Here is a 26,075-nt window from a genome sequence, read left to right as displayed (position 1 = left end):
ACCTGACGCTAGGTGCCTGTTGACGAGGTGCAGCGCTCCACGCCGGAGCACCACCTCGTGAAGCTTTGCACAACTCCCGACTTATTCCAGAGCAAGGGAAGGATTTTTTCAAGATGATTCACATCGGCACTGGTCCACAAGTGTGCCTCGCGAGCCGGCCCCGTGGACAACAGGTCGCGGGCCGCCAGCAGGCGCTGGAGTTGCCGGGCCACGGCGGCACCGGTATCGATCAGGCTAATGGAGGCCGGAATCAACTCTAAAAGCAGTGGCTTGAGAAAGGGATAGTGGGTGCAGCCGAGGATGATCGTGTCGCAGCCCGCCGCCAGCAGCGGCTCGACATAGCTGGCGAGCAACTGGCGTAGGGCCGGGCTGCGCAGGTTGCCGCTCTCGATCATCTCCACCAAGCCAGGACAGGGTTGGGTAACCACCCGCACATCAGCGGCGAAGCGGTCGAGCAAGGCGGCGAACTTGGCGCTTTGCAGGGTGCCGGTGGTGGCGAGCACGCCGACCACACCGCTGCGGGTAGCCGCCGCGGCAGGCTTGACCGCCGGTTCCATCCCCACCAGCGGCCAGTCCGGGTAACGCTGGCGCAGATCGGCGACGCCCGCTACCGTCGCGGTATTGCAAGCAATTACCAGGGCCTTGGCGCCTTGCTCGCGAAGAAATCCAGAAATTACTTCGCAGCGCCGACGAATGTATTCCGGACTTTTTTCACCGTAGGGAATATGCCCGCAATCAGCGACATACAGCAGCGATTCATGGGGCAACAGCGTAGCAATTTCATTGAGCACCGACAGCCCGCCGATGCCGGAGTCGAATACCCCGATCGGCGCATCACGCATCGCGGCTGGCACACACGCCGCAGTGCGGATCGCGCTTGACCCGCAGCTCACGGAACTTGGTGCCCAAGGCATCGATCAGCAGCAGCCGGCCCACCAGCGGCTCACCGAAACCGGCCAACAGCTTCAGCGCCTCCAACGCTTGCAGGCTGCCCACCAAACCGACCAGCGGGCCGATCACACCGGCTTCGCTGCAGGTCAGTTCCGCTTCGCTACCGTGTCCGTAGAGGCAGTGATAGCACGGGCTTTCGGCACGCCGTGGGTCGAACACCGACAACTGCCCTTCGAAGCGAATCGCCGCGCCGCTGACCAGCGGCTTGCCAGCGGCCACGCAAGCGGCGTTGACTGCCTCGCGAGTAGCAAAGTTGTCACAGCAGTCGAGCACCAGATCGACAGCGACCACCGCCGCCCGCATGGAATCTTCATCCAGGGCCTGGCGATGGCTGATCAGGCTGATCTCGGGATTGATCGCCGTCAGCCGGCGCAGCGCCGAATCGACCTTGCTCGAACCGACACTGTCAGTGTCGTGGATGATCTGGCGTTGCAGGTTGGTCAGGTCGACGCTGTCGAAATCCGCCAGGTGCAATTCGCCGACCCCGGCGGCGGCCAGGTACAAGGCCACCGGTGCTCCGAGACCGCCGAGGCCGACAATCAGTACCCGGCTGTTTTTCAGACGCCATTGGCCATCGATATCGACCTGGCGCAACAGGATCTGCCGGCTATAGCGCAACAGCTCCTGGTCGCTCAACACGATAGGCGCCCCAGGCTGATGCGTGGGTGACCACCCAGGTCAGTGCGGCTGTGAACCTGGCTGAAGCCCTGTGCCGAGAGCAGTTCGCCGACAGCTTCGGCCTGATCGTAACCGTGTTCGAGCATCAACCAACCATCGTACTCCAGATGCGCAGGTGCCTGAGCGATGATCAACCGCAGGTCGTCCAGGCCATCGGCACCGGCCACCAGCGCACTGGTGGGTTCAAAGCGCACATCGCCCTGGATCAAGTGGGGGTCGGCTGAAGCAATGTACGGCGGGTTGCTGATAATCAGTTGAAAGCGTCGGCCTTCCAGGGCACTGAACCAATGGCTGCTCAACACCGTGACGTTGTCCAGGCCCAGCCGCTGGCGGTTGCGCTCGGCCAGGGCTACCGCTGCCACCACCCGGTCCACCGCCGTGACCCGCCAGGCCGGACGCTCGTTGGCCAGGGCCAGGGCAATCGCGCCGCTGCCGGTACCGAGGTCGAGTACTTTGGTCGGAGTCGCCGGCAGCAGCTCAAGGGCGGCCTCCACCAGCAACTCGGTATCGGGACGCGGAATCAGGGTATCCGGCGCGACTTCCAGGTCGAGCTTCCAGAATCCCTGCTGGCCGAGAATATAGGCCACTGGCTCGCCAACCCGACGGCGTTGCAGGAAACCGGAAAAAGCCAGCGCGGCTTCGCTGCTGACAATTTTTTCCGGCCAGGTGTGCAGGTAACTGCGGGATTTGCCCAAGGCTGCCGCTAATAGCAGCTCGGCGTCCAGTCGCGCGGTGGGTGAGTCGGGTAATTCGGCGGCGCGCAGCAAGCTGGCGATAATGGTCATTCAATCACCCAAGGCCGCCAGTTGATCGGCCTGGTATTCGGCCAGCAACGGTTCGATCACCGCCTCGACGCCGCCCGCCAGGACTTCGTCCAAGGAATACAGGGTCAGGTTGACACGGTGGTCGGTGACCCGGCCCTGTGGAAAGTTGTAGGTGCGGATGCGTTCGGAACGGTCGCCCGAACCCACCAGCAGCTTGCGTTCACTGGCAATGGCGTTGGCAGCCGCGCTGGTCTGCTGGTCGTTGAGCTTGGCCGACAGCCAGGACATGGCCCGAGCCCGGTTCTTGTGCTGGGAACGCTCTTCCTGGCATTCAACCACGATCCCCGATGGGATGTGGGTAATCCGGATCGCCGAGTCGGTCTTGTTCACATGCTGACCACCCGCGCCCGAGGAGCGATAGGTATCGATGCGCAAGTCCGCCGGGTTGATCTCGATGGCCTCCTGTTCATCCGGCTCAGGCAACACCGCCACGGTACAGGCCGAGGTGTGGATGCGCCCCTGGGATTCGGTGGCCGGCACTCGCTGCACACGATGGGCTCCGGACTCGAACTTCAGCTTGGCGTAGACATTGTCGCCCTCGACCCGGGCGATGACTTCCTTGTAACCACCATGCTCGCCCTCGTTCTCCGAAAGGATCTCCACCCGCCAGCCACGCTTCTCGGCATAGCGTGCATACATACGAAACAGATCGCCGGAGAAGATCGCCGCCTCGTCGCCGCCGGTGCCGGCGCGGATTTCGAGGAAGACATTACGCCCGTCGTTGGGGTCCTTGGGCAACAGCATACGTTGCAGGGCAGACTCCAATTCGACCAGTTGTTCCTTGGCCTGGCGCGCTTCCTCGAGCGCCATCTCGCGCATGTCCGGATCGCTGTCCTTGAGCAGCGCCTGAGCGCCCTCAAGGTCGGCCTGCACTTTGATCACCTGGTTATAGGCCGCGACAATCGGTTCAACCTCGGCGTACTCCTTGGAATAGGCGCGAAACTTGTTCTGGTCGCAAATGACCTCGCCATCGCCAAGCAAGGCGGTCAGTTCCTCGAAACGGTCCTGGAGGATGTCCAGCTTATTGAGCAGTGACGCTTTCATTGCGGTTTCTTATCCGAAAAGCTATCCGATGAGCCCTCACCGAGGGCAAAGAGTTCCTGGGCCATGGCCAGCGCATCGAGGCGGCCTTCGGCGGACAACTTTTTCAGTTGCACGCTGGGCGCATGCATCAACTTGTTGGTCAGGCCACGGGCCAGTTGCATCAGCACGTCTTCAGCGCTGCTGCCATTGGCCAGCAGACGCTGGGCCTTTTGCAATTCCTCATCACGCAAGCGCTCGCTCTGCTGGCGATAAGCCTTGAGCACATCCACCGCCGCCAGTTCGCGCAGGCGGACCATGAACTCGTCGACCCCGCTGCTTACCAGTTCCTCGGCGGCCCGAGCCGCGCCCTGGCGGCTCTTGAGGTTCTCGGCGACCACTTCGTGGAGATCGTCGACGCTATAGAGGTAAACGTCATCCAACTCGCCGACTTCCGGCTCGATATCCCGAGGAACGGCAATGTCCACCATAAAGATGGGCTTGTGCTTGCGCAGCTTCAATGCACTCTCCACCGCGCCCTTGCCGAGGATCGGGAGCTGGCTGGCGGTGGAACTGATGACGATATCGCTGTGTACCAGTTCCTGGGGGATATCGGCCAGCAGCACCGCATGGGCACCGAACTCTTCGGCGAGGATCTTGGCCCGCTCCAGGGTCCGGTTGGCGACCACGATACGCTTCACGCCCTGCTCGTGCAGATGACGGGCGACCAGGGTAATGGTCTCGCCGGCGCCGATCAATAACGCGCTACTGCGTTGCAGATCGCTGAAAATCTGTTTCGCCAGACTGACGGCGGCAAAGGCCACCGACACCGGGTTTTCGCCGATGGCCGTGTCAGTGCGTACCTGCTTGGCCGCGCTGAATGTGGCCTGGAACAAGCGCCCGAGCAACGGTCCGATGGTCCCGGCTTCGCGCGCCACGGCGTAGGCGGATTTCATCTGGCCGAGAATCTGCGGCTCGCCGAGCACCAGCGAATCCAGGCCGGACGCGACACGCATCATGTGCCGAACAGCCGCATCGTCTTCGTGCACATAAGCACTGGCGCGCAACTCTTCGAGGCTCAGATGGTGATAATCGGCCAGCCAGCGCAGCACAGTATCGGCAGCCAGGTGATCCTGCTCGATATACAGTTCACTGCGGTTACACGTGGAGAGGATCGCGGCTTCCCGGCTTTCGGTCAGGCGACAGAGCTGCTGCAGCGCCTCCACCAACTGTTCGGGAGTAAATGCCACGCGCTCGCGCACGTCTACGGAGGCCGTCTTGTGGTTGATGCCGAGTGCGAGGAAGGCCATTCAAGATCGCTGATGATGTCCAGAGGCCGGCAATTGTCCTACTTCACCCGGTTCAGAACAACCATTGCCGACTATTGTTCTAACGGAACCTTGCTATAAGTGCATCGGTGAGCGGTCACGGGTATGGTTCTGCCCACCGCTTGTGTCATGATGCCCCGACCGCAGGTAAGTTGCCCTTCTCCTATATGAATAGATCCTCCGCGTTGCTTCTCGCTTTTGTCTTCCTCAGCGGCTGCCAGGCCCTGGCTCCCGTATCGCCGGGCAATATGCCACGAGCCGAGGACGCCGCCGCGGCTGCGCAAAAGCCCAAGGTCTACAGTTCCTTCAGCGAAGACACGGTCTTCAGCCTGCTAAGCGCGGAACTGGCCGGGCAGCGAAATCGCTTCGATATCGCGCTCGATAATTATGTCACTCAGGCGATCAATACCCAGGACCCCGGTATTTCCGAGCGGGCCTTTCGTATTGCCGAATACCTGGGCGCTGACCAGGCAGCCCTCGACACTTCGCTGATCTGGGCAAAAAACGCTCCGGACGATCTTGAAGCACAACGCGCGGCGGCGATCCAACTGGCGCGTAGCGGGCGTTATGACGACTCCATGGTCTATATGGAGAAAGTCCTGCAGGGCCAGGGCGACACCCATTTCGATTTCCTCGCGTTGTCGGCGGCCGACACCGATCAGGACACCCGCAATGGCCTGATGAAGAGTTTCGACCGGCTACTGGTCAAGCACCCGAAGAACGGCCAACTGATCTTCGGCAAGGCCCTGCTGCTGCTGCAGGACGGCGACAACCAAGGCGCCGAGACGCTGCTGGAGAATAATCCACCGGAAGACGGCGAAGTCGCCCCGCTGTTGCTGCGCGCACGCCTGCTGCTGACCCTCAATCGCGGCAAGGAAGCGATTGCGCTGCTGGAAAAAAGTATCAAGAAGTACCCGGACGACAAGCGCCTGCGCCTGACCTATGCGCGCATGCTGGTCGAACAGGACCGCATGGCCGATGCCAAGGTACAGTTCTCCAGCCTGGTCCAGCAGTATCCAGAAGATGACGAACTGCGCTTCTCCCTGGCGCTGGTCTGCCTCGAAGCCAAGGCCTGGAACGAGGCCAAGGGCTATCTGAAACAACTGATCGCCCGCGACAGCCACGTCGACTCCGCGCACCTGAACCTGGGCCGCATCGCCGAAGAGCAAAACGACCCGCAGCGCGCCCTGGAAGAATATGAACAGGTCGGTCCGGGCAATGACTACCTGCCGGCCCAACTGCGCCAGACCGATATCCTGGTGACCAGCGGCCGTGGCGCCGAAGCCTCGAAGCGTCTCGCCGCCGCCCGTGCCGAACAGCCGGACTACGTGATCCAGTTATACCTGATCGAGGCCGAGATCCTTTCCGCCAACAATCACGGCGACCCGGCCTGGAAAGTCTTGCAACAGGCACTGCTGCAATACCCGGACGACCTGAATCTGCTGTATACCCGCGCCATGCAAGCGGAGAAACGCAACGATCTGGCCCAGATGGAAAACGACCTGCGCACGATCCTCAAGCACGACCCGGACAATGCCATGGCGCTGAACGCCCTGGGCTATACCCTGTCGGACCGCACCACACGCTACGCCGAAGCCAAGGAATTGATCGAAAAGGCCCACCAGTTGACCCCGGAAGATCCGGCGGTGCTCGACAGCCTCGGTTGGGTGAACTTCCGCCTGGGCCACCTCGATGAGGCCGAGCGCTTGCTGCGCCAGGCCCTGGAACGCTTCCCCGACCAGGAAGTCGCCGCTCACCTGGGTGAAGTCCTGTGGGCCAACGGCAAACAAAGCGAAGCCAAGAAAATGTGGGGCAAGTTCCTCAAGGACCAACCCGATAGCCCACTTCTGCGCGGCACCATCAAGCGCCTGACCGGTTCCGAGACTCTTTAAGCTTATGTTTTTGCGCCACCTCGTTGTTTTCAGCCTGATCACTCTGCTCGCCGGCTGCGCGGGCTTTGGTGCCCGTGAGTCCGTCGAGGGCCACGGCGACCCGACCCAGTGGGCCCGGCACAAGCAGCAGTTGACCAACCTTGATGGCTGGCAGATCAATGGTAAGGTCGGGATTCGCGCGCCGAAAGACTCCGGCAGCGGTACCCTGTACTGGCTGCAACGCCAGAACTACTACGATATCCGCCTGTCCGGCCCGCTGGGTCGCGGCGCTGCCCGCTTGACCGGCCGCCCCGGCCAGGTGTCGTTGGAAGTCGCCAACCAGGGCCGCTATGAAGCCGCTACGCCCGAAGCCCTGCTCGAACAACAGATGGGCTGGAGCCTGCCGGTGTCCCATCTGGTCTGGTGGATTCGCGGCCTGCCCGCGCCCGACGACAAGAGCCGCCTGAGCCTGGACAACAACAGCCGCCTCGCCACCCTGGATCAGGATGACTGGCAGATCGAATACCTCAGCTACACCGAGCAGAACGGCTACTGGCTGCCCGAGCGCCTCAAACTGCACGGTCGCGACCTCGACGTGACGCTGGTGATCAAGGACTGGCAGCCCCGCCAGCTAGGACAGTGACATGCCGCCCCTACGCCTGACTCTGCCCGCGCCGGCAAAACTGAACCTGATGCTGCACATCATCGGTCGCCGTGCCGACGGCTATCATGAGTTGCAAACGCTGTTTCAGTTTCTCGATTACGGCGACGAACTGAGTTTCGCCGTGCGTGACGATGGTGTGATCCACCTGCACACCGAATTCGACGGCGTCCCTCACGACAGCAATCTGATCGTGCGCGCGGCAAAAAAACTCCAGGAACAATCCGGTTGCGCCCTCGGCATGGATATCTGGATCGAAAAGATCCTACCCATGGGCGGCGGTATCGGTGGCGGTAGTTCGAATGCCGCGACCACCCTGCTCGCCCTGAACCACCTTTGGCGGCTGGCCTGGGATCAAGATCGCCTGGCAGCCCTGGGCCTGACGCTGGGTGCCGACGTTCCGGTGTTCGTCCACGGCCATGCGGCTTTTGCCGAAGGTGTTGGGGAAAAACTCACCCCGGTGGACCCCGAAGAACCCTGGTATGTCGTGCTTGTTCCGCAAGTCTCTGTAAGTACAGCAGAAATTTTTTCAGATCCGCTGTTGACACGTGACTCCGCGCCCATTAAAGTGCGCCCCGTTCCCAAGGGAAACAGTCGAAATGACTGCTTGCCGGTTGTCGCGAGACGTTATCCAGAAGTACGTAACGCCTTGAATTTGCTAGGTAAATTTACCGAGGCAAAATTAACCGGAACTGGAAGTTGTGTGTTTGGGGCCTTCCCAAGCAAAGCTGAAGCTGATAAAGTCTCGGCCCTTCTTGCAGAGACCCACACAGAGTTTGTAGCAAAGGGAAGCAATATTTCGATGTTGCATCGCAAGTTACAGAGTCTGCTCTAGGAATTCGGGTACTAAGTACTCGTTGCAACAGATACAGGGGCGTCGCCAAGCGGTAAGGCAGCAGGTTTTGATCCTGCCATGCGTTGGTTCGAATCCAGCCGCCCCTGCCATTTTCTAATACTCATCCAGGTTACCCTCAGCCTTCAGGTACTGCGCGTGTCCAAGATGATGGTCTTTACGGGGAATGCTAACCCCGATCTGGCTCGGCGTGTTGTACGTCAGCTGCATATCCCGCTCGGTGACATCTCTGTCGGTAAATTTTCCGACGGCGAAATTACCGCCGAGATCAATGAAAATGTCCGTGGTAAGGACGTCTTCATCATTCAGCCGACCTGCGCACCGACCAACGACAACCTGATGGAACTCGTCGTGATGGCAGATGCCTTCCGTCGCTCCTCAGCCACTCGAATCACTGCGGTGATCCCCTACTTTGGTTATGCCCGTCAGGACCGCCGTCCGCGTTCCGCACGTGTGGCTATCAGCGCGAAAGTCGTGGCTGACATGCTTACCGTGGTGGGCATCGACCGTGTTCTCACGGTTGACCTGCACGCCGACCAGATTCAGGGCTTCTTCGATATTCCGGTAGATAACATCTACGGCTCCCCCGTGCTGGTGGATGATATCGAAGACCAACGCTTCGAAAACCTGATGATCGTCTCTCCAGACATTGGCGGCGTCGTGCGTGCACGGGCCGTCGCCAAGTCGCTGGGCGTGGATCTGGGCATCATCGACAAACGTCGCGAGAAGGCCAACCACTCCGAAGTGATGCACATCATCGGTGATGTCGAAGGCCGCACCTGTATTCTCGTCGACGACATGGTCGACACCGCCGGCACCTTGTGCCACGCGGCCAAAGCCCTCAAGGAACATGGCGCCGCCAAGGTTTTTGCCTACTGCACACACCCTGTGCTGTCGGGTCGGGCAATTGAAAACATTGAAAACTCCGTGCTGGACGAGCTGGTAGTGACTAACACCATCCCGCTGTCCGCCGCGGCACAAGCCTGTGCGCGTATCCGTCAACTGGATATCGCACCGGTAGTCGCCGAAGCGGTTCGCCGCATCAGCAACGAAGAATCGATCAGCGCGATGTTCCGCTAGGTTCTGTACGAAAACTCGCCGAGCGGCGATCATGCCAACGTGTTTTCAACGCAGCATGATAGTCGCACAGGCAGTTGTCGCGCCCAGCAGACATCTCGTTGACGTAAAGCGCCCCGCCCCAATACTCATATTGGGGCGGGGCTTTTTTGCCCATGCCGCTTTGACGTCGGTCGCAGGCGTCACCCGGACATGGCTATTTTGGAGATACAAAATGACTGATTTCATCCTGAACGCCGAAGTGCGTACCGACCTGGGGAAAGGTGCGAGCCGCCGCCTGCGTCGTCTCGCCAGCCAGGTTCCCGCCGTTGTCTACGGTGGTGACAAGGCTCCCGAATCCATCATGATGCTGGCCAAGGAAGTCGCCAAGCTGTTCGAAGACGAGGCGGCTTTCAGCCACGTCATCCAACTGAACATTGGCGGCGTCAAGCAAGACGTGATCGTTAAGGCAATGCAGCGTCACCCGGCCAAGCAGTTCATCATGCACGCCGACTTCGTTCGCGTTGTGGCTGGCAAGAAACTGACTGCTGTTGTTCCTGTGCACTTCATCAACGAAGCGGCTCCAGTGAAGAAAGGCGGCGAGATCTCCCACGTTGTCAATGAGATCGAAGTTTCCTGCGAAGCCAAGGACCTGCCTGAGTTCATCGAAGTCGACCTGGCCGATGCCGAAGTCGGTTCGATCATTCACCTGTCCGACCTCAAGGCACCTAAAGGCGTTGAGTTTGTTGCTCTGGCACACGGTGACGACAAGGCTGTTGCCAACGTTCACGCTCCACGTGTTGCTCCAGAAGCAGAAGGCACCGCAGAGTAATTTTACTCCGGCGCCGGAGTGACTGAAAACATCGCGGACTGGAACGTAGCGAGAAAGCGGGCGAGAATGCGACGTTTACATCCTGGTAAATAAGCGTTTTTCGTCCACTTTTTTGCCGCCCCCAAACATCGCGGCGATGTTATCCACCACTCCACAGAAGGGCCCCTGTCGTGACTGCCATCAAACTGATCGTTGGCCTGGGAAATCCAGGCACCGAATACGAACAGACCCGGCATAACGCGGGGGCCCTTTTTGTTGACCGCATCGCTCGCGCACAAGGCATCCATCTTGTCGCCGAGCGCAAATATTTCGGCCTGACCGGGCGCTTCAGTCACCAGGGTCAGGATGTTCGCCTGCTGATTCCCACCACCTACATGAACCGCAGCGGCCAGGCCGTCTCGGCATTGGCTGGATTCTTCCGGATCACGCCCGAAGAAATCCTGGTGGCGCATGACGAACTCGACCTGCCACCTGGCGTTGCCAAGCTCAAGCAAGGCGGCGGCCATGGCGGTCACAACGGCCTGCGGGACATCATCGCGCAGCTCGGCAACCAGAATAGCTTTCACCGCCTGCGACTTGGCATTGGCCACCCAGGCGTTGCGAGTATGGTTTCAAATTTCGTCCTGGGTCGTGCGCCACGCGCCGAACAGGAAAAACTCGATGCCAGCATCGATTTTGCCCTCGGCGTGCTGCCGGATATTCTCGCCGGTGAATGGAACCGCGCGATGAAACACCTGCACACCCAGAAGGCCTGACTCTTACCCGAGGGGAAACACCATGGGATTCAACTGCGGCATCGTCGGCCTGCCCAACGTCGGCAAATCCACCCTGTTCAACGCCCTGACCAAATCCGGCATTGCGGCGGAGAACTTCCCCTTTTGCACCATCGAGCCTAACAGCGGCATCGTGCCGATGCCCGATCCACGCCTGCAAGCCCTGGCCGAGATCGTCAACCCCAAGCGCATCCTGCCGACCACCATGGAATTCGTCGACATCGCCGGCCTGGTGGCGGGCGCCTCAAAAGGCGAAGGCCTGGGCAACAAGTTCCTGGCCAACATTCGTGAAACCGATGCCATCGCCCACGTGGTCCGCTGCTTCGAAGACGAGAACGTGATTCACGTCGCCAACAGCGTCGACCCCAAACGCGACATCGAGATCATCGACCTGGAACTGATCTTCGCCGACCTCGACAGTTGCGAGAAGCAACTGCAAAAAGTCACGCGCAACGCCAAGGGCGGCGACAAGGATGCAGTCGTCCAGAAGGGCCTGCTGGAGCAGCTGATCGCCCACTTCAGCGAAGGTAAGCCGGCGCGCAGCCTGATGAAGAACATGAGCGCGGACGAAAAGGCAGTGATTCGCGGCTTCCATCTGCTGACCACCAAGCCGGTGATGTATATCGCCAACGTTGCCGAGGACGGTTTCGAGAACAACCCGCTGCTGGACGTGGTCAAGGCTATCGCCGACGAAGAAGGCGCGGTCGTGGTACCGGTGTGCAACAAGATCGAAGCGGAAATCGCCGAGCTCGACGACGGTGAAGAAAAAGACATGTTCCTCGAAGCCCTGGGCCTTGAAGAACCTGGCTTGAATCGGGTGATCCGCGCCGGCTACGAAATGCTCCACCTGCAGACCTACTTCACCGCCGGCGTCGAGGAAGTCCGTGCCTGGACCGTCAAGGTCGGCGCCACCGCCCCACAAGCAGCCGGCGTGATCCACACCGACTTCGAGAAAGGCTTTATCCGCGCCGAAGTGATCGCCTACAACGACTTCATCCAGTACAAGGGCGAAGCCGGAACCAAGGAAGCCGGCAAATGGCGCTTGGAAGGCAAGGAATACATCGTCAAGGACGGTGATGTGATGCATTTCCGCTTCAATGTGTAAATCGTAGAGAGCATTCAGGAGATTACCTCAGACTCCTAGCAGCACGTGCAAGCCCCGAATTTCGGGGCTTTTTCGTTTTTGCTATAGCCTGTAGCGAGTGAAGCGCTGGTGGCCTGTACGGTGAGTTCGTTAGCTCAAGTTCGGATACCACAGGCCCATGACCAAGGCGCCATGACCAGCCTGGCCCCACTATGGCGAAGAGCAACACAGGCCAAAGGCTTCGAAATTGACCAACAGCGCTAACTACAGGCTTAAACCATCTTTGGGCATGCCTGCCTTGGCCATTCAAAGCCGTACCTCACAGTAGATCCGGCGAGCGCTTGAGCACTTGCGCAAGCGACAATGCGCGGCAGGCAAACCAGCGAAACGAGCCTGTCCATGAGGCTGCTCCCCCCCCCCCACAATAACGATCAATCCCTGCAGTTTTCCACTCGCTACGAACCATGCCGGCATCGCGCCACCTCGGTAACAGCTCTGAACCTCACCCGAGCTAAAAACACCTTCTTGCACTCCACGATGTTGCATTCGGTAACGAATCGCGCCGCCTCAGTGCTCCCGCACGCTCATAAAACATGCTTCACCAACAAACAGTGTTCAAATAGACCGAAATTCAAAAGATGGTATGAAAAACGCTGAACAATTAGCAACTGATTGTTGAACAATCAATCTTGCTCACTGCAGTCAAAAACCGAGGATACGAACATGCAAAAAGGTCTGACGGGTAAGAAAACCATGCCCAACCTGGCGTTGACGATCTCCCTGGCTTGCATGGTGCCGCTGCTGTCTGCGGCGGAGATCAAAGGCACGCTCAAACAGGGAGAGCTGTCGGTCGGCTCCGACCTGACCTATCCGCCCTACACCTATCTGGACCAAAAGCAGCCAAGCGGCTTCGACCCCGAGTTCATGCAATTGATAGGCAAACAATTGCGATTGGAGCCGCGTTTCCTCGACACCCGCTTTGCCAACTTGATCTTGGGCGTCAATGCCCAGCGTTTCGACGTGGTCGCCTCGGCACTTTATGTCACCCCGGAACGCGCCAAACAGGTGGATTTCATCAGCTATCTGAAGACCGGCTCCTCTTTGATGGTGCTCAGTGCCAGCGATTTCAGACCACAACGGCCCGAAGACCTTTGCGGCAAGCGCGTGGGCTCGATCAAGGGCGCATCCTGGGTTCCCAAACTCAACAAGGTTTCGACCGAGTATTGCCTGGCCTCCGGCAAACCGGCGATCCAGTCTCGTGAATTTCCCACCTCGCCCGAAGCGGCTCAGGCCCTACTGGCCCAGGCAGTCGACGTGCAGATGGAAGATCCCGCGGTAGCCAAGATCACCGTCGAAAAATTGCAGGGCAAAACCGTTATCAGCTCCAGCGAACTGATCTATCCGGTAGTCATCGGGCTGGCCGTGCGCAAAGGCAATCTGGCGCTATTGGGAGAACTGACCACTGCTCTGGGCCAAATCAAACAGAACGGCAGTTACGGCGAACTGCTCACCCGCTACAACCTGGCCGAACCGAATGCCGAGGAAATCAAGGCGGCGTTGGGCACCACCACTCCCTGAAACCCTGCGCCGAGCGCACCCAGTAGCGGATTCATTGATTCTTTCCGGTCTGCGGAAGAATCACAGCAACGCGGAGTAAGTACATGCAATTCGATTGGTATTACACCTTGGGCCTGTTGTGGAACGGCGATTTCTGGCGAGCCGTGGCAACCGTGGTCGAACTGAGCCTGGAAACCTGGCTACTGGGTATCGTATTCGGCTTTCTCCTGGCTTTGGCGCGACAGTCGCAGCGACGTTTTCTGCGAGGTGCGGCCGGTCTCTATATCTGGTTTTTTCGCAGCCTGCCGCTATTGGTTCTACTGATCTTCATCTATAACCTGCCCCAGGTGTTTGCGTCTACCAGTGCGCTGCTGTCCAATCCCTACTCGGCAGGCCTGATCGCCTTGGTGCTCAGTGAAGCGGCGTATATCGCCGAGATTCATCGCGGCGGCCTACTGGCGGTGGTCAAAGGCCAACTGGAAGCGGGCAAGGCCCTGGGCATCGGCTATCGTGGCGTTCAGCGACTGATCGTGGTGCCCCAGGCGCTACGCATAGCCCTGCCGACCCTGGTCAATGAATACATCACCATTGTCAAACTGACCTCTTTGGTGTCGGTGATTTCGCTGTCGGAAATCCTTCTGGTGGGCCAACAGCTCTATACCCAGAACTTCCTGGTCATGGAGACCATGCTCGCGGTGGCCTTCTACTACGTGCTTATCGTTACCGTGTTCAGCCGCCTGTTGCGCCTGCTGGAGAACCACCTGGACGTAACCCGGCGTAAACCGAAACACATCGCCTCCGCCGAACTCGGGCAAGTGGCGACCCGGCGTGCCGCCAGCCAGTCCGAGCCAGGTGAGTTTGCTCTGCAAGCGCGGGGCGTGCGCAAGTCTTATGGCGAACTGGAAGTACTCAAGGGCGTCGAGCTGAATGTGCGTTGGGGCGAGGTGGTGTCGATCATCGGCCCATCGGGCTCGGGAAAGACCACGCTGATCCGCACCATGAATGGCCTGGAAAGCCTGGACCACGGCGAAATCATCCTGCAAGGCCAGCCGTTCCTGCGCGGTACCAAAGCGCCGGAGGGCGCTCTGGGTAACAAAGTGCATATGCAGGGCATCGTGCATGTCGGAATGGTTTTCCAGGGCTTCAATTTGTTCCCGCACAAGACTGCCCTGGAAAACGTCATGCTCGCACCGCTCTATCATACTCATGGCGGTGGCGAAGAGCTGCGTTTGTTGAGCCTGGCGCTGCTGCGCAAGGTTGGGATGCTCGAACACGCCGGTAAATACCCGCACCAGCTTTCCGGTGGCCAGCAGCAGCGCGTGGCGATTGCCCGGGCATTGGCGATGCGACCTTCGGTCATGCTGTTCGACGAGCCGACCTCGGCCCTCGACCCGGAGCTGGTCGGCGATGTACTGGCGGTGATCGAGGAACTGGCCCGCGAAGGCATGACCATGGTGATCGTCACTCACGAAATGAACTTCGCCTTCAAGCTCTCCGATCGGGTGGTGTTTATGGAAGGCGGCGAAATTATCCAGAACGCCGCGCCGCAAGAGATGCTGGAGCAGCGCAGCGAGCGCATGATCAAGTTCCTCAAAGACGTACAACTGGCATGAGCCGGGGGGGCATAACGGTGAGTCAACCCAAGGAAAAAAGTCTGTCGCTGGCCGATCAGGTTGCCATCGAGCTGCGCGAAGACATCATCGGCGGGCGTCTGTTGCCAGGCATGCCGCTGGTAGAAAGCGAACTGGTCAATGCTTACAACGCCTCGCGCAACACAGTGCGCGAAGCGTTGCACCAGTTGGGTCGTGAAGGCCTGACCAGCTACGTGCGTAACAAAGGCGTGATGGTGCGCCGGCTGGGCATCGACGACGTGCGCGATATCTTCAAGGTCCGCCGCACCCTCGAATTGCAGGCGATCGCCGCGAGCAAGCCGCTGCGCGAATACCAATCCGACCTGATGCTCGAAGCCATCGAGGCCGCGCAACTGGCCCAAGACCGCGAGAACTGGCAAGCCTTCGGCACCCACAGTCTGCGCTTTCACCAGCACATCGTCGGCCTGCTGCGCAGCCCCCTGTTCGACGAATTCTTCACCCACGTTGCGGCCCAGATGCGTCTGGTGTTTTCCAACGCTCCCAGCGAGGAAACCTTCCAGAAACCCTGGCTCGAACGCGACCGGCATATCCACGACCTACTGGGTGATGGCCGCAAGAAAGAAGCCGAGGAAGCCATGAGCAGCTACCTCAACGACTCCGAGTTGGTGCTGCTGGACATTCTGAGCAGCATCCCACAACACTAAAAAGAGGATCCCCCATGTACAAGGACTATCCAGCGGCCTACCAAGTCAGCAAAGGCGCCGCATTGCACGTTGACAAAGCCTTCTATGACCGCGTGCGCGAGTCCAAGGATGGCCGCACTCTGATCGAGCAATTCGAAGTACCGATCCGTACCGGCCGCGCCTGGAAAGTACCGGCGGGCCATGTGTTTCGCGTGACCACACCGGTCGGCCCACAGGTCGGGGACTTCAACGTGTGGAGCGCCGACGACCCCCGCGAACGCATGTGGGCAGCCCGAACTCGCCAGCTACAAGGCGCCCACGTCAGCACGTATGACCGCCTGTGGTCGAACCTGCCCTTCCTGAGGCCAATGGTCACCATCACCGACGACAGCCTGGCCGACTACGGCATCGACGAACACGGCGGTCGTCTGCACGACTTGCTGGGCACCCGTTGCGACCCTTACGTGAACAAGATGCTCACCGGCGAGGACTTCCACCACCACTGCCATTCAAACCTGACTCGTGCGGTGTTGCCCCATGGCCTGACCGAGTTCGACGTGCACGACGTGCTGAACATCTTCCAATGTACCGGCCTCAATCACGACGACATGTACTTCATGAAAGCCTGCCCGGCGAAACAGGGTGACTACCTGGAGCTCTTCGCCGAAATCGATCTGCTGTGCGCCCTCTCCACCTGCCCGGGCGGTGACCTGTCGCTGCCGATGTGGGGCCCCGATGCCGAGGATCCGCTGAAGGTCTGCCGCCCATTGGGCGTGGAAATCTACCGCCTCGACGAGTCGCTGTTGGACGGTTGGAAACAACCCGAGCGTGCCACATACAACGGCAACCATGGCCTGCTGATCCCTAAAGCCGAGTGGGAAAAGTAACTACAGGCTAAATCGACATCGGGGCGCCCACTCGCCCCGAATCCATTGAGTCCTCCTGAGAAAAGGTCAGAAGGTGTAACCCTTATTCAGAACGGGACAATTCAGACCTGCCTGGTTTTCGGCAACAACACCGCCAACACGCCGAACAACGGCAGGAACGAGCACATCGTGTACACATACTCGATGCCGTGAATGTCCGCCAGGTGCCCCAACAGCGCCGCGCCAATCCCGCCGAAGCCGAACATCAGGCCGAAGAACACTCCGGCGATCATACCGACATTACCCGGTACCAGTTCCTGGGCAAATACCACGATGGCGGAGAAGGCCGAGGCCAGGATAAAGCCGATCACCACACTGAGCAGCGTGGTCCAGAACAGATCCACATACGGCAATATCAACGTGAACGGTGCCACCCCCAGGATCGAGAACCAGATCACCGCCTTGCGCCCGATCTTGTCGCCGATCGGCCCACCGGCAAACGTCCCCGCCGCGACCGCGCCCAGAAATAGAAACAGGTGAAGCTGCGAACTGGCCACCGACAGCTGGAACTTCTCGATCAGGTAGAAGGTGAAGTAGCTGGTGAAGCTGGCCATGTAGAAGTACTTGGAGAATACCAGCAGGCCGAGCACCACCAACGCCGCCAATACCCGATTCTTCGACAATCCGTGAGTGGCCTTCTGACCCTGCTTGAGCTTGAACAGGTTCAGGTGCGCGCGATACCAGCGGCTGATGCCGTAGAGCACACCCAGGGCGAACAAAGCGAACAGCCCGAACCAGGCGACGTTGCCCTGGCCGAACGGAATGATGATCGCCGCCGCCAGTAGTGGGCCAAAAGCCGAACCGGCGTTACCACCGACCTGAAAACTCGACTGCGCCAGGCCGTAACGACCGCCCGAAGCCAGGCGTGCAACACGGGAGGCCTCCGGGTGGAACGTCGAAGAACCCACGCCGATCAGCGCCGATGCCAGGAGGATCAACGCGAAGCTGCCCACTTGGGACAACATCAGAATGCCGATCAGCGTACAAATCATTCCCGCCGGTAACAGCAGCGGTTTCGGATGGCGGTCGGTATAAAAGCCGACCCACGGCTGCAACAGCGATGCCGTGACCTGGAAAGTCAGGGTAATCAGCCCGACTTGGGTAAAGGTCAGCCCGTAATTGGCCTTGAGCATCGGATAGATCGACGGCAGGACCGACTGGATCAGATCGTTGATCAAGTGCGCCAGCGCCACCGCGCCGATAATACGCATCACCAGGGGACTGGATTGCGGCGCCGTCGATGCGACAGTCGCGCCAGCGGGAGTTTCAGTGAGAGCCATGAGGGAATTCCGTCACAGGGATGGATGCACGATTGCAAGTGCGTCAATGTGCCATTTTTGGGTGCGGCAACACCAGATGCTTGTTGAGCTAACGATCTATTCAATCGCAAAAAAATAGCTGATAGCTTTTTGCCACTGGTGTGAATCTTGCGTACTTTAGCGCCTACAGCGTGGCCCCTTACAAAGAGGCTCGAGAATGGGAAGTTTCGCCACAGCGGCTGGCCAACAACGCCCTCACTGACGAATCTTCCGAGGTCTTTAACGACGGTATCCGTCATGACCAACCCGTCATGAGCGCACTCAAACAGTGCTGGATGCCTTGAGGAGTGATCGGGCATGCAGGCTTTTTTATCACCAGGGATGCGACTGTTGGGGCGATTCGGTTTCGCCCGTAAATTTCAGGTGCTGTTCCTGCTGTTCATCGTACCGCTGATGGGTAGTCTGTACATGATCGGCCAGGACTACCGTGGCAAACTGGCGCTGATTGCCGGAGAGCGTGCCGGTGTCCGCCAACTGCTGGCCCAGGACTCCCTGGACAGCCTGCTGACCGCCCAACGCGACCGCGCCGCCCGCTGGCGGGCCACGGAAACCAATCGTCAACCGACACCCACCACCCTCGCGGCCATGGCCGTACTCGACAAGGCCCAGCCCGAAGTCAACCAGGCCATCGAGCAACTGGGCCAGGCCCTGAAAAACGAAGGTGCCACCGACGAGACCCTGAAGCGTTATCAGGTCCTGCAAGCTAGCCTCTCCGGCCTCGACTCGGCCAGCCTGAGCAAGGTCGGCTGGTGGCCGGACGGCTACGACCGCTTCACCTCCGCCCTGAGCGCCCTGCAAGGCCTGCGGGAACAGATCGCCCTGGACAGCCGGCTGATCCTCGCGCCCTGGATGGAAACCTACCTGCTGACGCAAATCTCCACCCAATACGCACCTGATCTGATCGAGCGTGTTGGCCGTCTCGCCAGCGTCGGCCAGGCATCGGTGGTGTCGGGCCAGTTCAGCCTGCAAAGCCGCCTGCAACTCAAAGACCTGCGCAGCCGCATCGGTGATGCCCGCGACCGGCTGACCAAGACCGGTGCGCAACTGGAAGCCCGCTTGCCGGCCGAACTGCAAAACTGGGCGGGACGTTACCAGACAAGCCTGAATCACCTGGATGAGGGCCTCAAAGCACTGGACGAAGGCATGTTTGGCGGCAGTATCACCCTCAAGCCCGAAGGCTTCGAGAAGACCCTCGACAGCTTGCTGGGTCAGTTGTCCGGCTTACGTCAAGACTCCCTGACCACCCTCGACAGCCGCCTGGACTACTACCATGGGCAGGGCATCCGCCAGTTCACTCTGGTGGCGGTGATCTTCTGCTGCCTGCTACTGGCGGCGCTGTACCTGTTCATCTGCCTGCAGGCCTCGATCCGCCGCAGCGCGAGCGGCATCACCCTGTTGGCCGAATCACTGCGTGACGGCAACCTGTGCTTGCAAGTACCGGTGGAAGGCCGCGACGAACTGGCGGCCATCAGCACCGCCCTCAACGTCGCCGTGGTGCAACTGCGCACCAGCCTGCAGGGCGTGGATCACGAAACCCTGCAGTTGAGCGACGCCGTGCGCACCCTCAACAGCCACTCCAGCGGTGCCCTCAACGAAGTCGAAGCGCAGCAGCAACAAATCAGCCAGATCGCTGCGGCGGCGACACAACTGGCGGCCACTTCACTGGGGGTCGCCCAGAGCTGTGAGCAGGCCTCCGGCAGCGCTCAGAATACCCAGCGCATTGCCTCGGACAGCAGCCGCGACAGCCTGCGCACCACCGCCAGCATCCAACAGCTCAACCAACGCCTGAACGAAACCGCCGCCGCCTTGGGCCGGGTCAGCGAGCAGGGCCAGCAGATTCAATTGGTGGTCGACACCATTCGCGGTGTCGCCGAACAGACCAACCTCCTCGCCCTCAACGCTGCCATCGAAGCGGCACGGGCCGGTGAACAAGGTCGCGGCTTTGCCGTAGTGGCGGACGAAGTGCGCAGCCTGTCGCAGCGTACCCAGAGCTCCACCGCACAGATTGCCAGCACCGTCGACAGCCTGCGAGCCACCGTAAGCCAGGCGGTAGCCCTGATGGAAACGGCCTGCGGCCAGGCGCAAACCGATGCCCAATCGGTAACTGGGCTGGGCGAGCGCCTGGGGGAAATCGCCAGTGCAGTGCAGAGCGTGACCGATACCCTGGCGCAAATCGCCACGGCAGTGGACGAACAGGCGAGCACCGCCGACGAAGTCAGTGGCAATATCCAGCAGGTCGACCAAGCGGCGCTCCGCCTACTCGAAGGGGCTCGTGCGGTGAACCGTGCAGCGGACACCCTGAGCGAAGGCAGCAAGGCCCTGAGTAACAACACCGGGCGATTCCGCCTGAGTTGAAACGACGAAGGTCCGGGACTTCACCGGCGAGCCTTAAGCTTTTGATAGCGTAGAGAAAGTTTTCAGATATTTGCTTGACACAACATCGATCCAAGCGAATAATGCGCGCCACTTGGCTACATAGCTCAGTTGGTTAGAGCATAGCATTCATAATGCTGGGGTCCGGGGTTCAAGTCCCTGTGTAGCCACCAAGTACCTGTTTCGTGATATCTGCGGATGTCTACGAAGCTAACAAGAAAGCCCGCCTAGTGCGGGTTTTCTTGTTTCTGGCTGTATCTCCTTATCTATCCCTATACCTTCCCGCCCTGTATCCCCTGTGTATCCTCGCTGAAAGATTGAGCCGAGGGAGCTTGGCTCATCTTAAGTCGCGGTAAAGCCGGGGGGCTTCTTCATTACCGATACCGTAGATTAAGTAGCACTACCCGTATTTCAGTCGAAAAGACGACCTTTCTGGCGCAGTCCGTCTAAGATCTATTGAACGAAAGCTCGCTCATCCCCAAAATGGATTTTTTGGTTAACCCACGAACAAGAGGGCAAATGAAAACAGCAAAAGCAGCAAGCCCTCTCATTGGAGTGGGGATCTACACACCAGCGGAGGCCGCCCTATACACGGGCATACCGGCTAAAGACATCCGTAGGTGGATGTTTGGTTACAAATCGGAGGGCATCGAGCATTCTGGGCTTTGGAGGCCGGAGCTGGCTTTTTCTGAGGAGAAGCTACTTGGCTTCCATGATCTGCTAGAGATCAGGTTTGTACATGCCTTTCGGAAACATGGCGTGAGCCTTCAAGCCATTCGCTCTGCATCAAGGCAAGCCAGAGAGATTTTCGTTCAACGTTACCCATTCACCTGCAAGCGATTCCAAACCGATGGCAGGAGCATCTTCGCGACAGTTTTCGATGAAACTGGCGACGAGGCGATTCTCGACCTGGCGAAGCGGCAGGATGCCTTTAGGCAGGTAATCGGTCCTTCGCTTTATGAGGGGATTGATTATACCGGGGAAGGGACAGCACAACGTTGGTATCCAATCAAGCGAAGCAAGGCTATTGTTCTTGATCCCAACCGCAATTTTGGTAAGCCAGTCCTATCCTCCACCGGAGTCGACACCGCTTCGATTTATCACGCATATCTGGTCGAAGGGCAAAACACCAAGCGCGTCTCGATGATTTTTGAAATCTCAACTGCGGCAGTGGATGCGGCAGTGAACTTTGAGCATAGGATCGCTGCTTGAATTTTCTGATTGATAACAATCTTCCACCAGCTATTGCCAGGGCCTTGCACCAGCTTTGCAAGGCCGAAGGCCATGCAGTAGTTCCGCTGAGAGACAAATTCCAAGCAAGCGCCAGTGACATTCACTGGATAACAGCGCTGAGCACCGAAGGGGGATGGGCTGTGGTGTCTCAGGACAAATTTTCTAAAGGAAATGCTGAGAGAGAAGCCTTTAGAGAATGCGGCCTACCAATCTTCTGCCTTGCAAAGCAGTGGGGGCAAACGACCTACTGGAGCAAGGCTGAAAATTTAGTGCGTTGGTGGCCGGCCATAATACGACAGGCGGAACTGATATCGGGCGGCGCGGCGTTTAAGGTCGTCTGGAGTTTTTCAGCGCCTGGAAAGTTCGAGCAGTTGAGGATCTAGCCCGGCTTAGCGCCGGACTTTTTCGTTCTACTCTGCCCTGCTCCACCGATACACTCTGCAGTGTCGGCAAAAGACGCTCAAGCCTGCGGCACAAGCTTTCGCCATTCCTGGCTGATAATTAGGTCCGTACTCCATGTCGTCGACCCTCTTCAACAACCTGAAATACTTGTCCTCCGCGTTTATTTCGTTTCCAGCCAAACACACATCGAGGGAGTAAGCCAACGTGCCGAGTGCAGGTGGAGCACCTGGTGTTTCGGCCTGGCAGCGACTCGGGCGTCAGCGGATAACGGGACGCTCAGCGACAGTGCTTCAATCCGCGTCGTGTCTCATGGCGTTCCAGCGCCAACTCGATCAACCGGCTTACCAGCTCGCTATAGCTCAGTCCGGCCGCCTGCCACAGTTTGGGGTACATGCTGATGCGGGTGAACCCCGGTAGCGAATTGACCTCGTTGATCAACACTTCGCCGCTGTCGGTCAGGAACACATCGACACGCGCCAATCCAGAACACCCCAACACTTGGAATGCCTCGATTGCCTGGGCCCGGATACGCTCGCAGGCCTCCTCGCTGATAGCCGCTGGCACCACCACTTCGGCGGCATCGGCGTCGATGTATTTGCTGTCGTAAGAGTAGAAGCCGTTGCGCACAACGATCTCGCCGCAGCCACTGGCCAGCGGTCGCTCATTGCCAAGGATTGCGCACTCGATTTCCCGGCCGCTGACCGCCGACTCGATCAACACCTTTTCATCGAACCCCAAGGCCAGTGCCAGCGCCTCTCGGTACTCCACAGCGGTTTCTACCCGGCTCACGCCCACCGAGGAGCCCTGGTTCGCCGGCTTGACGAACATCGGCAGACCGAGCGTCGCCCGCGCCGTGTCGAAGTCTACGCGCGCGGCTGTTACCCGGTTCACCGTGATAAAAGGGGTCACCGCCAGTCCGGCATCGCGCAGTAGGCGCTTGCTGACATCCTTGTCCATGCACACCGCCGAACCCAGCACGTCAGAGCCGACAAAGGGCAGGTCCGCCATGCGCAGCAGGCCTTGCAGGCAGCCGTCTTCACCGAGGGTGCCGTGGACAATCGGGAAGATCACATCGACCTGTTCCAGCAGGGCCTGGCTGTTAGTCTCGACCAATTGCCCGCCGGCCTTGCCCGGCACCACCGCCAGCTCCCGATTGGATCGATTAAGGGCAATCAACGCGGGGTTCTGTGCATTGATCAGGTAGTTGGAGCTGTCGTTGAGATGCCAACCGCCTTGTTTGTCGATGCCGATCAGGATCGGTTCGAAGCGCTCGCGATCCAGCGCATCGACCACGTTCTTTGCCGATTGCAGCGACACCTCATGCTCAGCACCCAGCCCACCGAAAATAATCCCGACTCGCAACTTGCCCATCATCCAGCCTCGTTTCCAAAGTGTGTTTGCGGGAGCCACCTCCCTCTGTGTGCAGCCTATGCGCAGGGCGCCGATTGCGCACCCCCAAAATGATCAATCCGGGTATGCTGCAAGCGATTCGGACGACGTATGGAGCAGCCAGCGTGAGTGAGTACGCCAACAATCTCAGTCAAATCCGGGGTATTGGCCACGGTTTCCTGACACTGGGCAATGAGGGCCTACCCGCCCAGGTGTTCACCTGCCAACAGACTCACGGTGCGAGATTGATCGAGGCGCCGGACAATCTGCCGGCGGGATCACTGCAAGGCGATGCCGTGTACACCGATGGCAAACGACCGATTGCAGTGATCACCGCCGATTGCCTGCCATTGTTGGTGGCAGCGGCGGACGGCTCGCGGGTGGCGGCCATTCATGGTGGCTGGAAGGGCCTGCAAGGCGGCATCATCGGTCACGCCATCACGCGCTTCGAGGCGTTGCAGACTCCCCGGCAGGCGCTGCGCATCGCCATCGGTCCATCGATCAAAGCGTGCTGCTATGAAGTCAGCGAGCGGTTCGTCGGCGAGTTGCAGGCTGCCCAGGGGCATCTCTGGCAAACAACGGTTGCGCCCTGGAGACGAGAGCAGCCGGCACCCGTTTCATCTCCCGCCATCGCCCCTCCCGCAGCGAGACAATCAGGCAGCTACTGGTTCGACTTGCAGGCCTATGCGTTGCTGCTCTTGCAGGCAGCAGGGATAGAAGAATCACAGGTCGAGGTCAGTTCGCACTGTACCTATTGCTCGTCACCGAGGTTTGACAGCTACCGGCGCCGAACCCATGAGGCCGGCGAGAGAAAAGCCTTCCAGTATTCCTGGATCCGGCGGACATAAGATCTCGCGCCGCCTGACTGACCTCCCCTCAAGCCATGGCCCCTCGATCATCAGGAAGATAATGATGCCGCACTCCAGAAATGCGCAATTTCTCCAAGTCGCCGAGCAGCTCGGTTACAACTTTGACGGTGAAATGAAGATCGGCGGCAACTATGTGCCGGCGCTACAGAACGATCTCGAGATCTATGTCAGTGGGCAGATCCCGCGTGTCGACAATACGATAATGGTGACAGGCCGTGTGGGCACGCAAACCACCCTGGAACAAGCCAGGCATGGAGCACGGATCAGCACCATGCGTGCGCTGGCGATTCTGCGGCAAATGCTCGAAGGCGATCTGGGGCGGATTAAGAAAGTCCTACGCATCAACGTGTATGTGCAAAGCGCCTCGGACTTCACGCAACAGAGCGAAGTGGCCGATGGTGCCTCGCAGGTACTCTATGACGTGTTCGGCGAGGCCAGAGTACACACCCGAACCTCGGTTGGGGTATTCCAACTGCCGAAGAATGCCTCGGTGGAAGTCGATGTCATCGTGGCACTCAACCCGTAACGCAGGGCTGACTAAGGCCGGCGCATGATTCACCTGCTCAATCATTTGTTACAACCCACCATCTAGCTGTTCGACGGAATTTTTCCTACGCTCAAGGATCATTTCTAGAACACCAGGGAGGAATTTTAGATCCATGAATACAGCGAAACTTTTTATTATCGATTACACCCTTCACGGCAATCCTAAGTCCTTCATCATTCGTTCCGAACATATGGATAATGCCGAAGCCTGGCATTGGGCAAGCTGCGATGCCGGTGTAGGCCGCATCGGCAGGTTCGGGCGCGAACGAGTGAAGAAGACCAGCAAGCCCATGGCCGAAAAGTTCGGCATCGAGGCAGTGAGCTGGCGTCAGGCCTGAGGGCGCGCCAGGCTCAAGGTGCCCAACTCTACCAAGGTGAAATGACCGCTGCCCCAGCCAGCCGTATCGATATGATAGACATTGCCCAATACGGTGGGCTGGCGCTGCGGGGTATGCCCGACCATCACAGCCCGCACCTTGCGGATGCCGCTGACGTCATGGTTTTTCAGCCGCGTGCGTGACCATTGGCAAACCTCTTCGACGGTTATCCGCACCTGGGAGCCGCCCAGCAGATAGTCACGCAAGGCACTCCAGGAGGCGAAAGGACAATCGGCATGCACCACCCCTACCAGGCCGAGCCGGGTCTCGACTTCCAGGGCAATTGGCATTTGCGCAAAGCGCGCGGCGAACAATCGCTGTCGCTGCGCGCCGCTATCGAGAAACCAACCACCACCACTGGCGCGATACATGTCGTAGTCCAGGAACCCGCCCTCGACATGCCGGATCGCCAACGCCTCGTGATTGCCCTGCACCGCCGCGAACCAGGAACGCCCCAACCATTCCAGGGCCAGCTCGCTCTGAGGCCCCCGGTCGACCAGGTCACCGACGCTGAACAGGCGGTCATCCTCCGGATTGAACCCGAGCCGATCCAGCGCTGCCTGCAAGCGATTGAAATGACCATGAATATCGCCAACGGCGAAATCCCGCCCCCGGCTATTGATGGGGTAGTGAGCAAACCGAGGCATGACCGTTACTCCAGCACCCTGCGACAACCGTTGCCGGAGGGCAGACACACGCTCAATCGTGCGCGGCCTTTGAGCACTGGCAGCCGTCAGCCGTCGAGGCGCACGGCTCGCCGTTACGATGGTGATCAGCACAGGCCTGGCAGCAATAGGACTTTCCAGCACTGACGATGGGATTGTTGCCCACTTTGCAGTTGCAATGCGGGCAGTCGCAGGTTTTCTCGTTCATGAGGC

26 protein-coding genes and 2 tRNA genes are annotated in these 26,075 nt (G+C 59.4%); 19 read left to right on the top strand and 9 right to left on the bottom strand.

Annotation, left to right across the window (positions count from 1 at the left end; translation table 11 throughout):
• Positions 1-8: 8 nt before the first annotated feature.
• Genes murI through hemA form a run of 5 tightly spaced genes read right to left on the bottom strand, consistent with a single transcriptional unit; the run spans position 9 to position 4,783 of the window.
• Positions 9-842 carry a glutamate racemase gene (gene murI / locus AWM79_RS02980; RefSeq protein WP_060782120.1) on the bottom strand — a complete coding sequence of 278 codons (834 nt, stop codon included), beginning with the start codon at positions 840-842 and terminating at the stop codon, positions 9-11.
• On the bottom strand, positions 835-1,590 hold the full coding sequence (locus AWM79_RS02975; protein ID WP_017130626.1) for a molybdopterin-synthase adenylyltransferase MoeB: 756 nt from the start codon (positions 1,588-1,590) through the stop codon (positions 835-837). The genes murI and AWM79_RS02975 overlap by 8 nt, the downstream gene beginning before the upstream one ends.
• Positions 1,584-2,414: a peptide chain release factor N(5)-glutamine methyltransferase gene (gene prmC, locus AWM79_RS02970; RefSeq protein WP_017130625.1), complete on the bottom strand. Its 831-nt coding sequence runs from the start codon at positions 2,412-2,414 to the stop codon at positions 1,584-1,586. The genes AWM79_RS02975 and prmC overlap by 7 nt, the downstream gene beginning before the upstream one ends.
• Entirely contained in the window at positions 2,415-3,497 is a 1,083-nt protein-coding gene (gene prfA, locus AWM79_RS02965; RefSeq protein WP_017130624.1) for a peptide chain release factor 1, read from the bottom strand.
• Positions 3,494-4,783, bottom strand: a complete 1,290-nt coding sequence (hemA, locus tag AWM79_RS02960; protein ID WP_017130623.1) for a glutamyl-tRNA reductase — start codon at positions 4,781-4,783, stop codon at positions 3,494-3,496. The genes prfA and hemA overlap by 4 nt, the downstream gene beginning before the upstream one ends.
• Before the next feature lie 185 nt (positions 4,784-4,968).
• Here hemA and AWM79_RS02955 point away from each other — a divergent pair, with 185 nt between their 5' ends.
• From AWM79_RS02955 to AWM79_RS02900, 12 genes are all read left to right on the top strand, one after another.
• Positions 4,969-6,693, top strand: coding sequence for a tetratricopeptide repeat protein (locus AWM79_RS02955; RefSeq protein ID WP_060782119.1), 1,725 nt, complete (start codon positions 4,969-4,971; stop codon positions 6,691-6,693).
• 4 nt (positions 6,694-6,697) lie between these two features.
• A complete protein-coding gene (gene lolB / locus AWM79_RS02950) occupies positions 6,698-7,315 on the top strand; it encodes a lipoprotein insertase outer membrane protein LolB (protein WP_060782118.1) in 618 nt (205 codons plus the stop codon).
• A gap of 1 nt (position 7,316) precedes the next feature.
• Entirely contained in the window at positions 7,317-8,168 is an 852-nt protein-coding gene (gene ispE, locus AWM79_RS02945; RefSeq protein WP_060782117.1) for a 4-(cytidine 5'-diphospho)-2-C-methyl-D-erythritol kinase, read from the top strand.
• A gap of 35 nt (positions 8,169-8,203) precedes the next feature.
• Positions 8,204-8,278 (top strand) — tRNA-Gln (locus AWM79_RS02940).
• Positions 8,279-8,324: 46 nt separating this feature from the next.
• Positions 8,325-9,266 (top strand): ribose-phosphate pyrophosphokinase, encoded by a 942-nt coding sequence (locus AWM79_RS02935; protein WP_003171603.1) that lies wholly within the window; start codon positions 8,325-8,327, stop codon positions 9,264-9,266.
• Positions 9,267-9,477: 211 nt separating this feature from the next.
• Positions 9,478-10,074, top strand: coding sequence for a 50S ribosomal protein L25/general stress protein Ctc (locus AWM79_RS02930; protein WP_017130619.1), 597 nt, complete (start codon positions 9,478-9,480; stop codon positions 10,072-10,074).
• Between the two features lie 170 nt (positions 10,075-10,244).
• On the top strand, positions 10,245-10,829 hold the full coding sequence (pth, locus tag AWM79_RS02925; protein ID WP_017130618.1) for an aminoacyl-tRNA hydrolase: 585 nt from the start codon (positions 10,245-10,247) through the stop codon (positions 10,827-10,829).
• A 22-nt stretch (positions 10,830-10,851) separates the two neighbouring features.
• Complete coding sequence (gene ychF / locus AWM79_RS02920) at positions 10,852-11,952, top strand: redox-regulated ATPase YchF (RefSeq protein ID WP_017130617.1); 1,101 nt, start codon at positions 10,852-10,854, stop codon at positions 11,950-11,952.
• 702 nt (positions 11,953-12,654) lie between these two features.
• A complete protein-coding gene (locus AWM79_RS02915) occupies positions 12,655-13,509 on the top strand; it encodes an ABC transporter substrate-binding protein (protein ID WP_017130616.1) in 855 nt (284 codons plus the stop codon).
• Between the two features lie 83 nt (positions 13,510-13,592).
• Positions 13,593-15,101 (top strand): amino acid ABC transporter permease/ATP-binding protein, encoded by a 1,509-nt coding sequence (locus AWM79_RS25845; RefSeq protein WP_017130615.1) that lies wholly within the window; start codon positions 13,593-13,595, stop codon positions 15,099-15,101.
• A 17-nt stretch (positions 15,102-15,118) separates the two neighbouring features.
• Positions 15,119-15,784, top strand: coding sequence for a GntR family transcriptional regulator (locus AWM79_RS02905; protein ID WP_017130614.1), 666 nt, complete (start codon positions 15,119-15,121; stop codon positions 15,782-15,784).
• Between the two features lie 14 nt (positions 15,785-15,798).
• Positions 15,799-16,650, top strand: coding sequence for an urea carboxylase-associated family protein (locus AWM79_RS02900; protein ID WP_017130613.1), 852 nt, complete (start codon positions 15,799-15,801; stop codon positions 16,648-16,650).
• Between the two features lie 101 nt (positions 16,651-16,751).
• On the opposite strand, the gene AWM79_RS02895 is transcribed toward AWM79_RS02900, so the two are convergent.
• A complete protein-coding gene (locus AWM79_RS02895) occupies positions 16,752-17,969 on the bottom strand; it encodes an MFS transporter (RefSeq protein ID WP_060782116.1) in 1,218 nt (405 codons plus the stop codon).
• A gap of 336 nt (positions 17,970-18,305) precedes the next feature.
• Here AWM79_RS02895 and AWM79_RS02890 point away from each other — a divergent pair, with 336 nt between their 5' ends.
• The 4 genes from AWM79_RS02890 (at position 18,306) to AWM79_RS02875 (ending at position 21,997) form a co-directional block, all read left to right on the top strand.
• Entirely contained in the window at positions 18,306-20,363 is a 2,058-nt protein-coding gene (locus AWM79_RS02890; RefSeq protein ID WP_060782115.1) for a methyl-accepting chemotaxis protein, read from the top strand.
• 114 nt (positions 20,364-20,477) lie between these two features.
• Positions 20,478-20,554 (top strand) — tRNA-Met (locus tag AWM79_RS02885).
• A gap of 451 nt (positions 20,555-21,005) precedes the next feature.
• A complete protein-coding gene (locus AWM79_RS02880) occupies positions 21,006-21,593 on the top strand; it encodes a hypothetical protein (protein ID WP_026013032.1) in 588 nt (195 codons plus the stop codon).
• A complete protein-coding gene (locus AWM79_RS02875) occupies positions 21,590-21,997 on the top strand; it encodes a PIN-like domain-containing protein (RefSeq protein WP_017130609.1) in 408 nt (135 codons plus the stop codon). The genes AWM79_RS02880 and AWM79_RS02875 overlap by 4 nt, the downstream gene beginning before the upstream one ends.
• A gap of 295 nt (positions 21,998-22,292) precedes the next feature.
• On the opposite strand, the gene ddlA is transcribed toward AWM79_RS02875, so the two are convergent.
• Complete coding sequence (gene ddlA, locus AWM79_RS02870; RefSeq protein WP_017130608.1) at positions 22,293-23,387, bottom strand: D-alanine--D-alanine ligase; 1,095 nt, start codon at positions 23,385-23,387, stop codon at positions 22,293-22,295.
• Between the two features lie 143 nt (positions 23,388-23,530).
• Here ddlA and AWM79_RS02865 point away from each other — a divergent pair, with 143 nt between their 5' ends.
• The 3 genes from AWM79_RS02865 to AWM79_RS02855 all read left to right on the top strand — a co-directional run bounded on the left by AWM79_RS02865 (position 23,531) and on the right by AWM79_RS02855 (position 25,158).
• Positions 23,531-24,253 (top strand): purine nucleoside phosphorylase YfiH/LACC1 family protein, encoded by a 723-nt coding sequence (locus AWM79_RS02865; protein ID WP_026013031.1) that lies wholly within the window; start codon positions 23,531-23,533, stop codon positions 24,251-24,253.
• 64 nt (positions 24,254-24,317) lie between these two features.
• Complete coding sequence (locus AWM79_RS02860) at positions 24,318-24,800, top strand: RidA family protein (protein WP_060782114.1); 483 nt, start codon at positions 24,318-24,320, stop codon at positions 24,798-24,800.
• 133 nt (positions 24,801-24,933) lie between these two features.
• The gene (locus AWM79_RS02855; RefSeq protein WP_017130605.1) at positions 24,934-25,158 is read left to right on the top strand and encodes a DUF6555 family protein; all 225 of its coding nucleotides are present in this window, start codon (positions 24,934-24,936) and stop codon (positions 25,156-25,158) included.
• On the opposite strand, the gene AWM79_RS02850 is transcribed toward AWM79_RS02855, so the two are convergent.
• Positions 25,149-25,844, bottom strand: a complete 696-nt coding sequence (locus AWM79_RS02850) for a metallophosphoesterase (protein ID WP_060782113.1) — start codon at positions 25,842-25,844, stop codon at positions 25,149-25,151. The genes AWM79_RS02855 and AWM79_RS02850 overlap by 10 nt on opposite strands.
• Before the next feature lie 52 nt (positions 25,845-25,896).
• Positions 25,897-26,070, bottom strand: a complete 174-nt coding sequence (locus tag AWM79_RS24090) for a metallothionein (RefSeq protein ID WP_074861793.1) — start codon at positions 26,068-26,070, stop codon at positions 25,897-25,899.
• Positions 26,071-26,075: the final 5 nt, after the last annotated feature.

The sequence above is a fragment of the Pseudomonas agarici genome (assembly GCF_001543125.1).
Lineage (GTDB): Bacteria > Pseudomonadota > Gammaproteobacteria > Pseudomonadales > Pseudomonadaceae > Aquipseudomonas > Aquipseudomonas agarici.
This window is presented reverse-complemented; position numbering and strand designations above follow the sequence as displayed.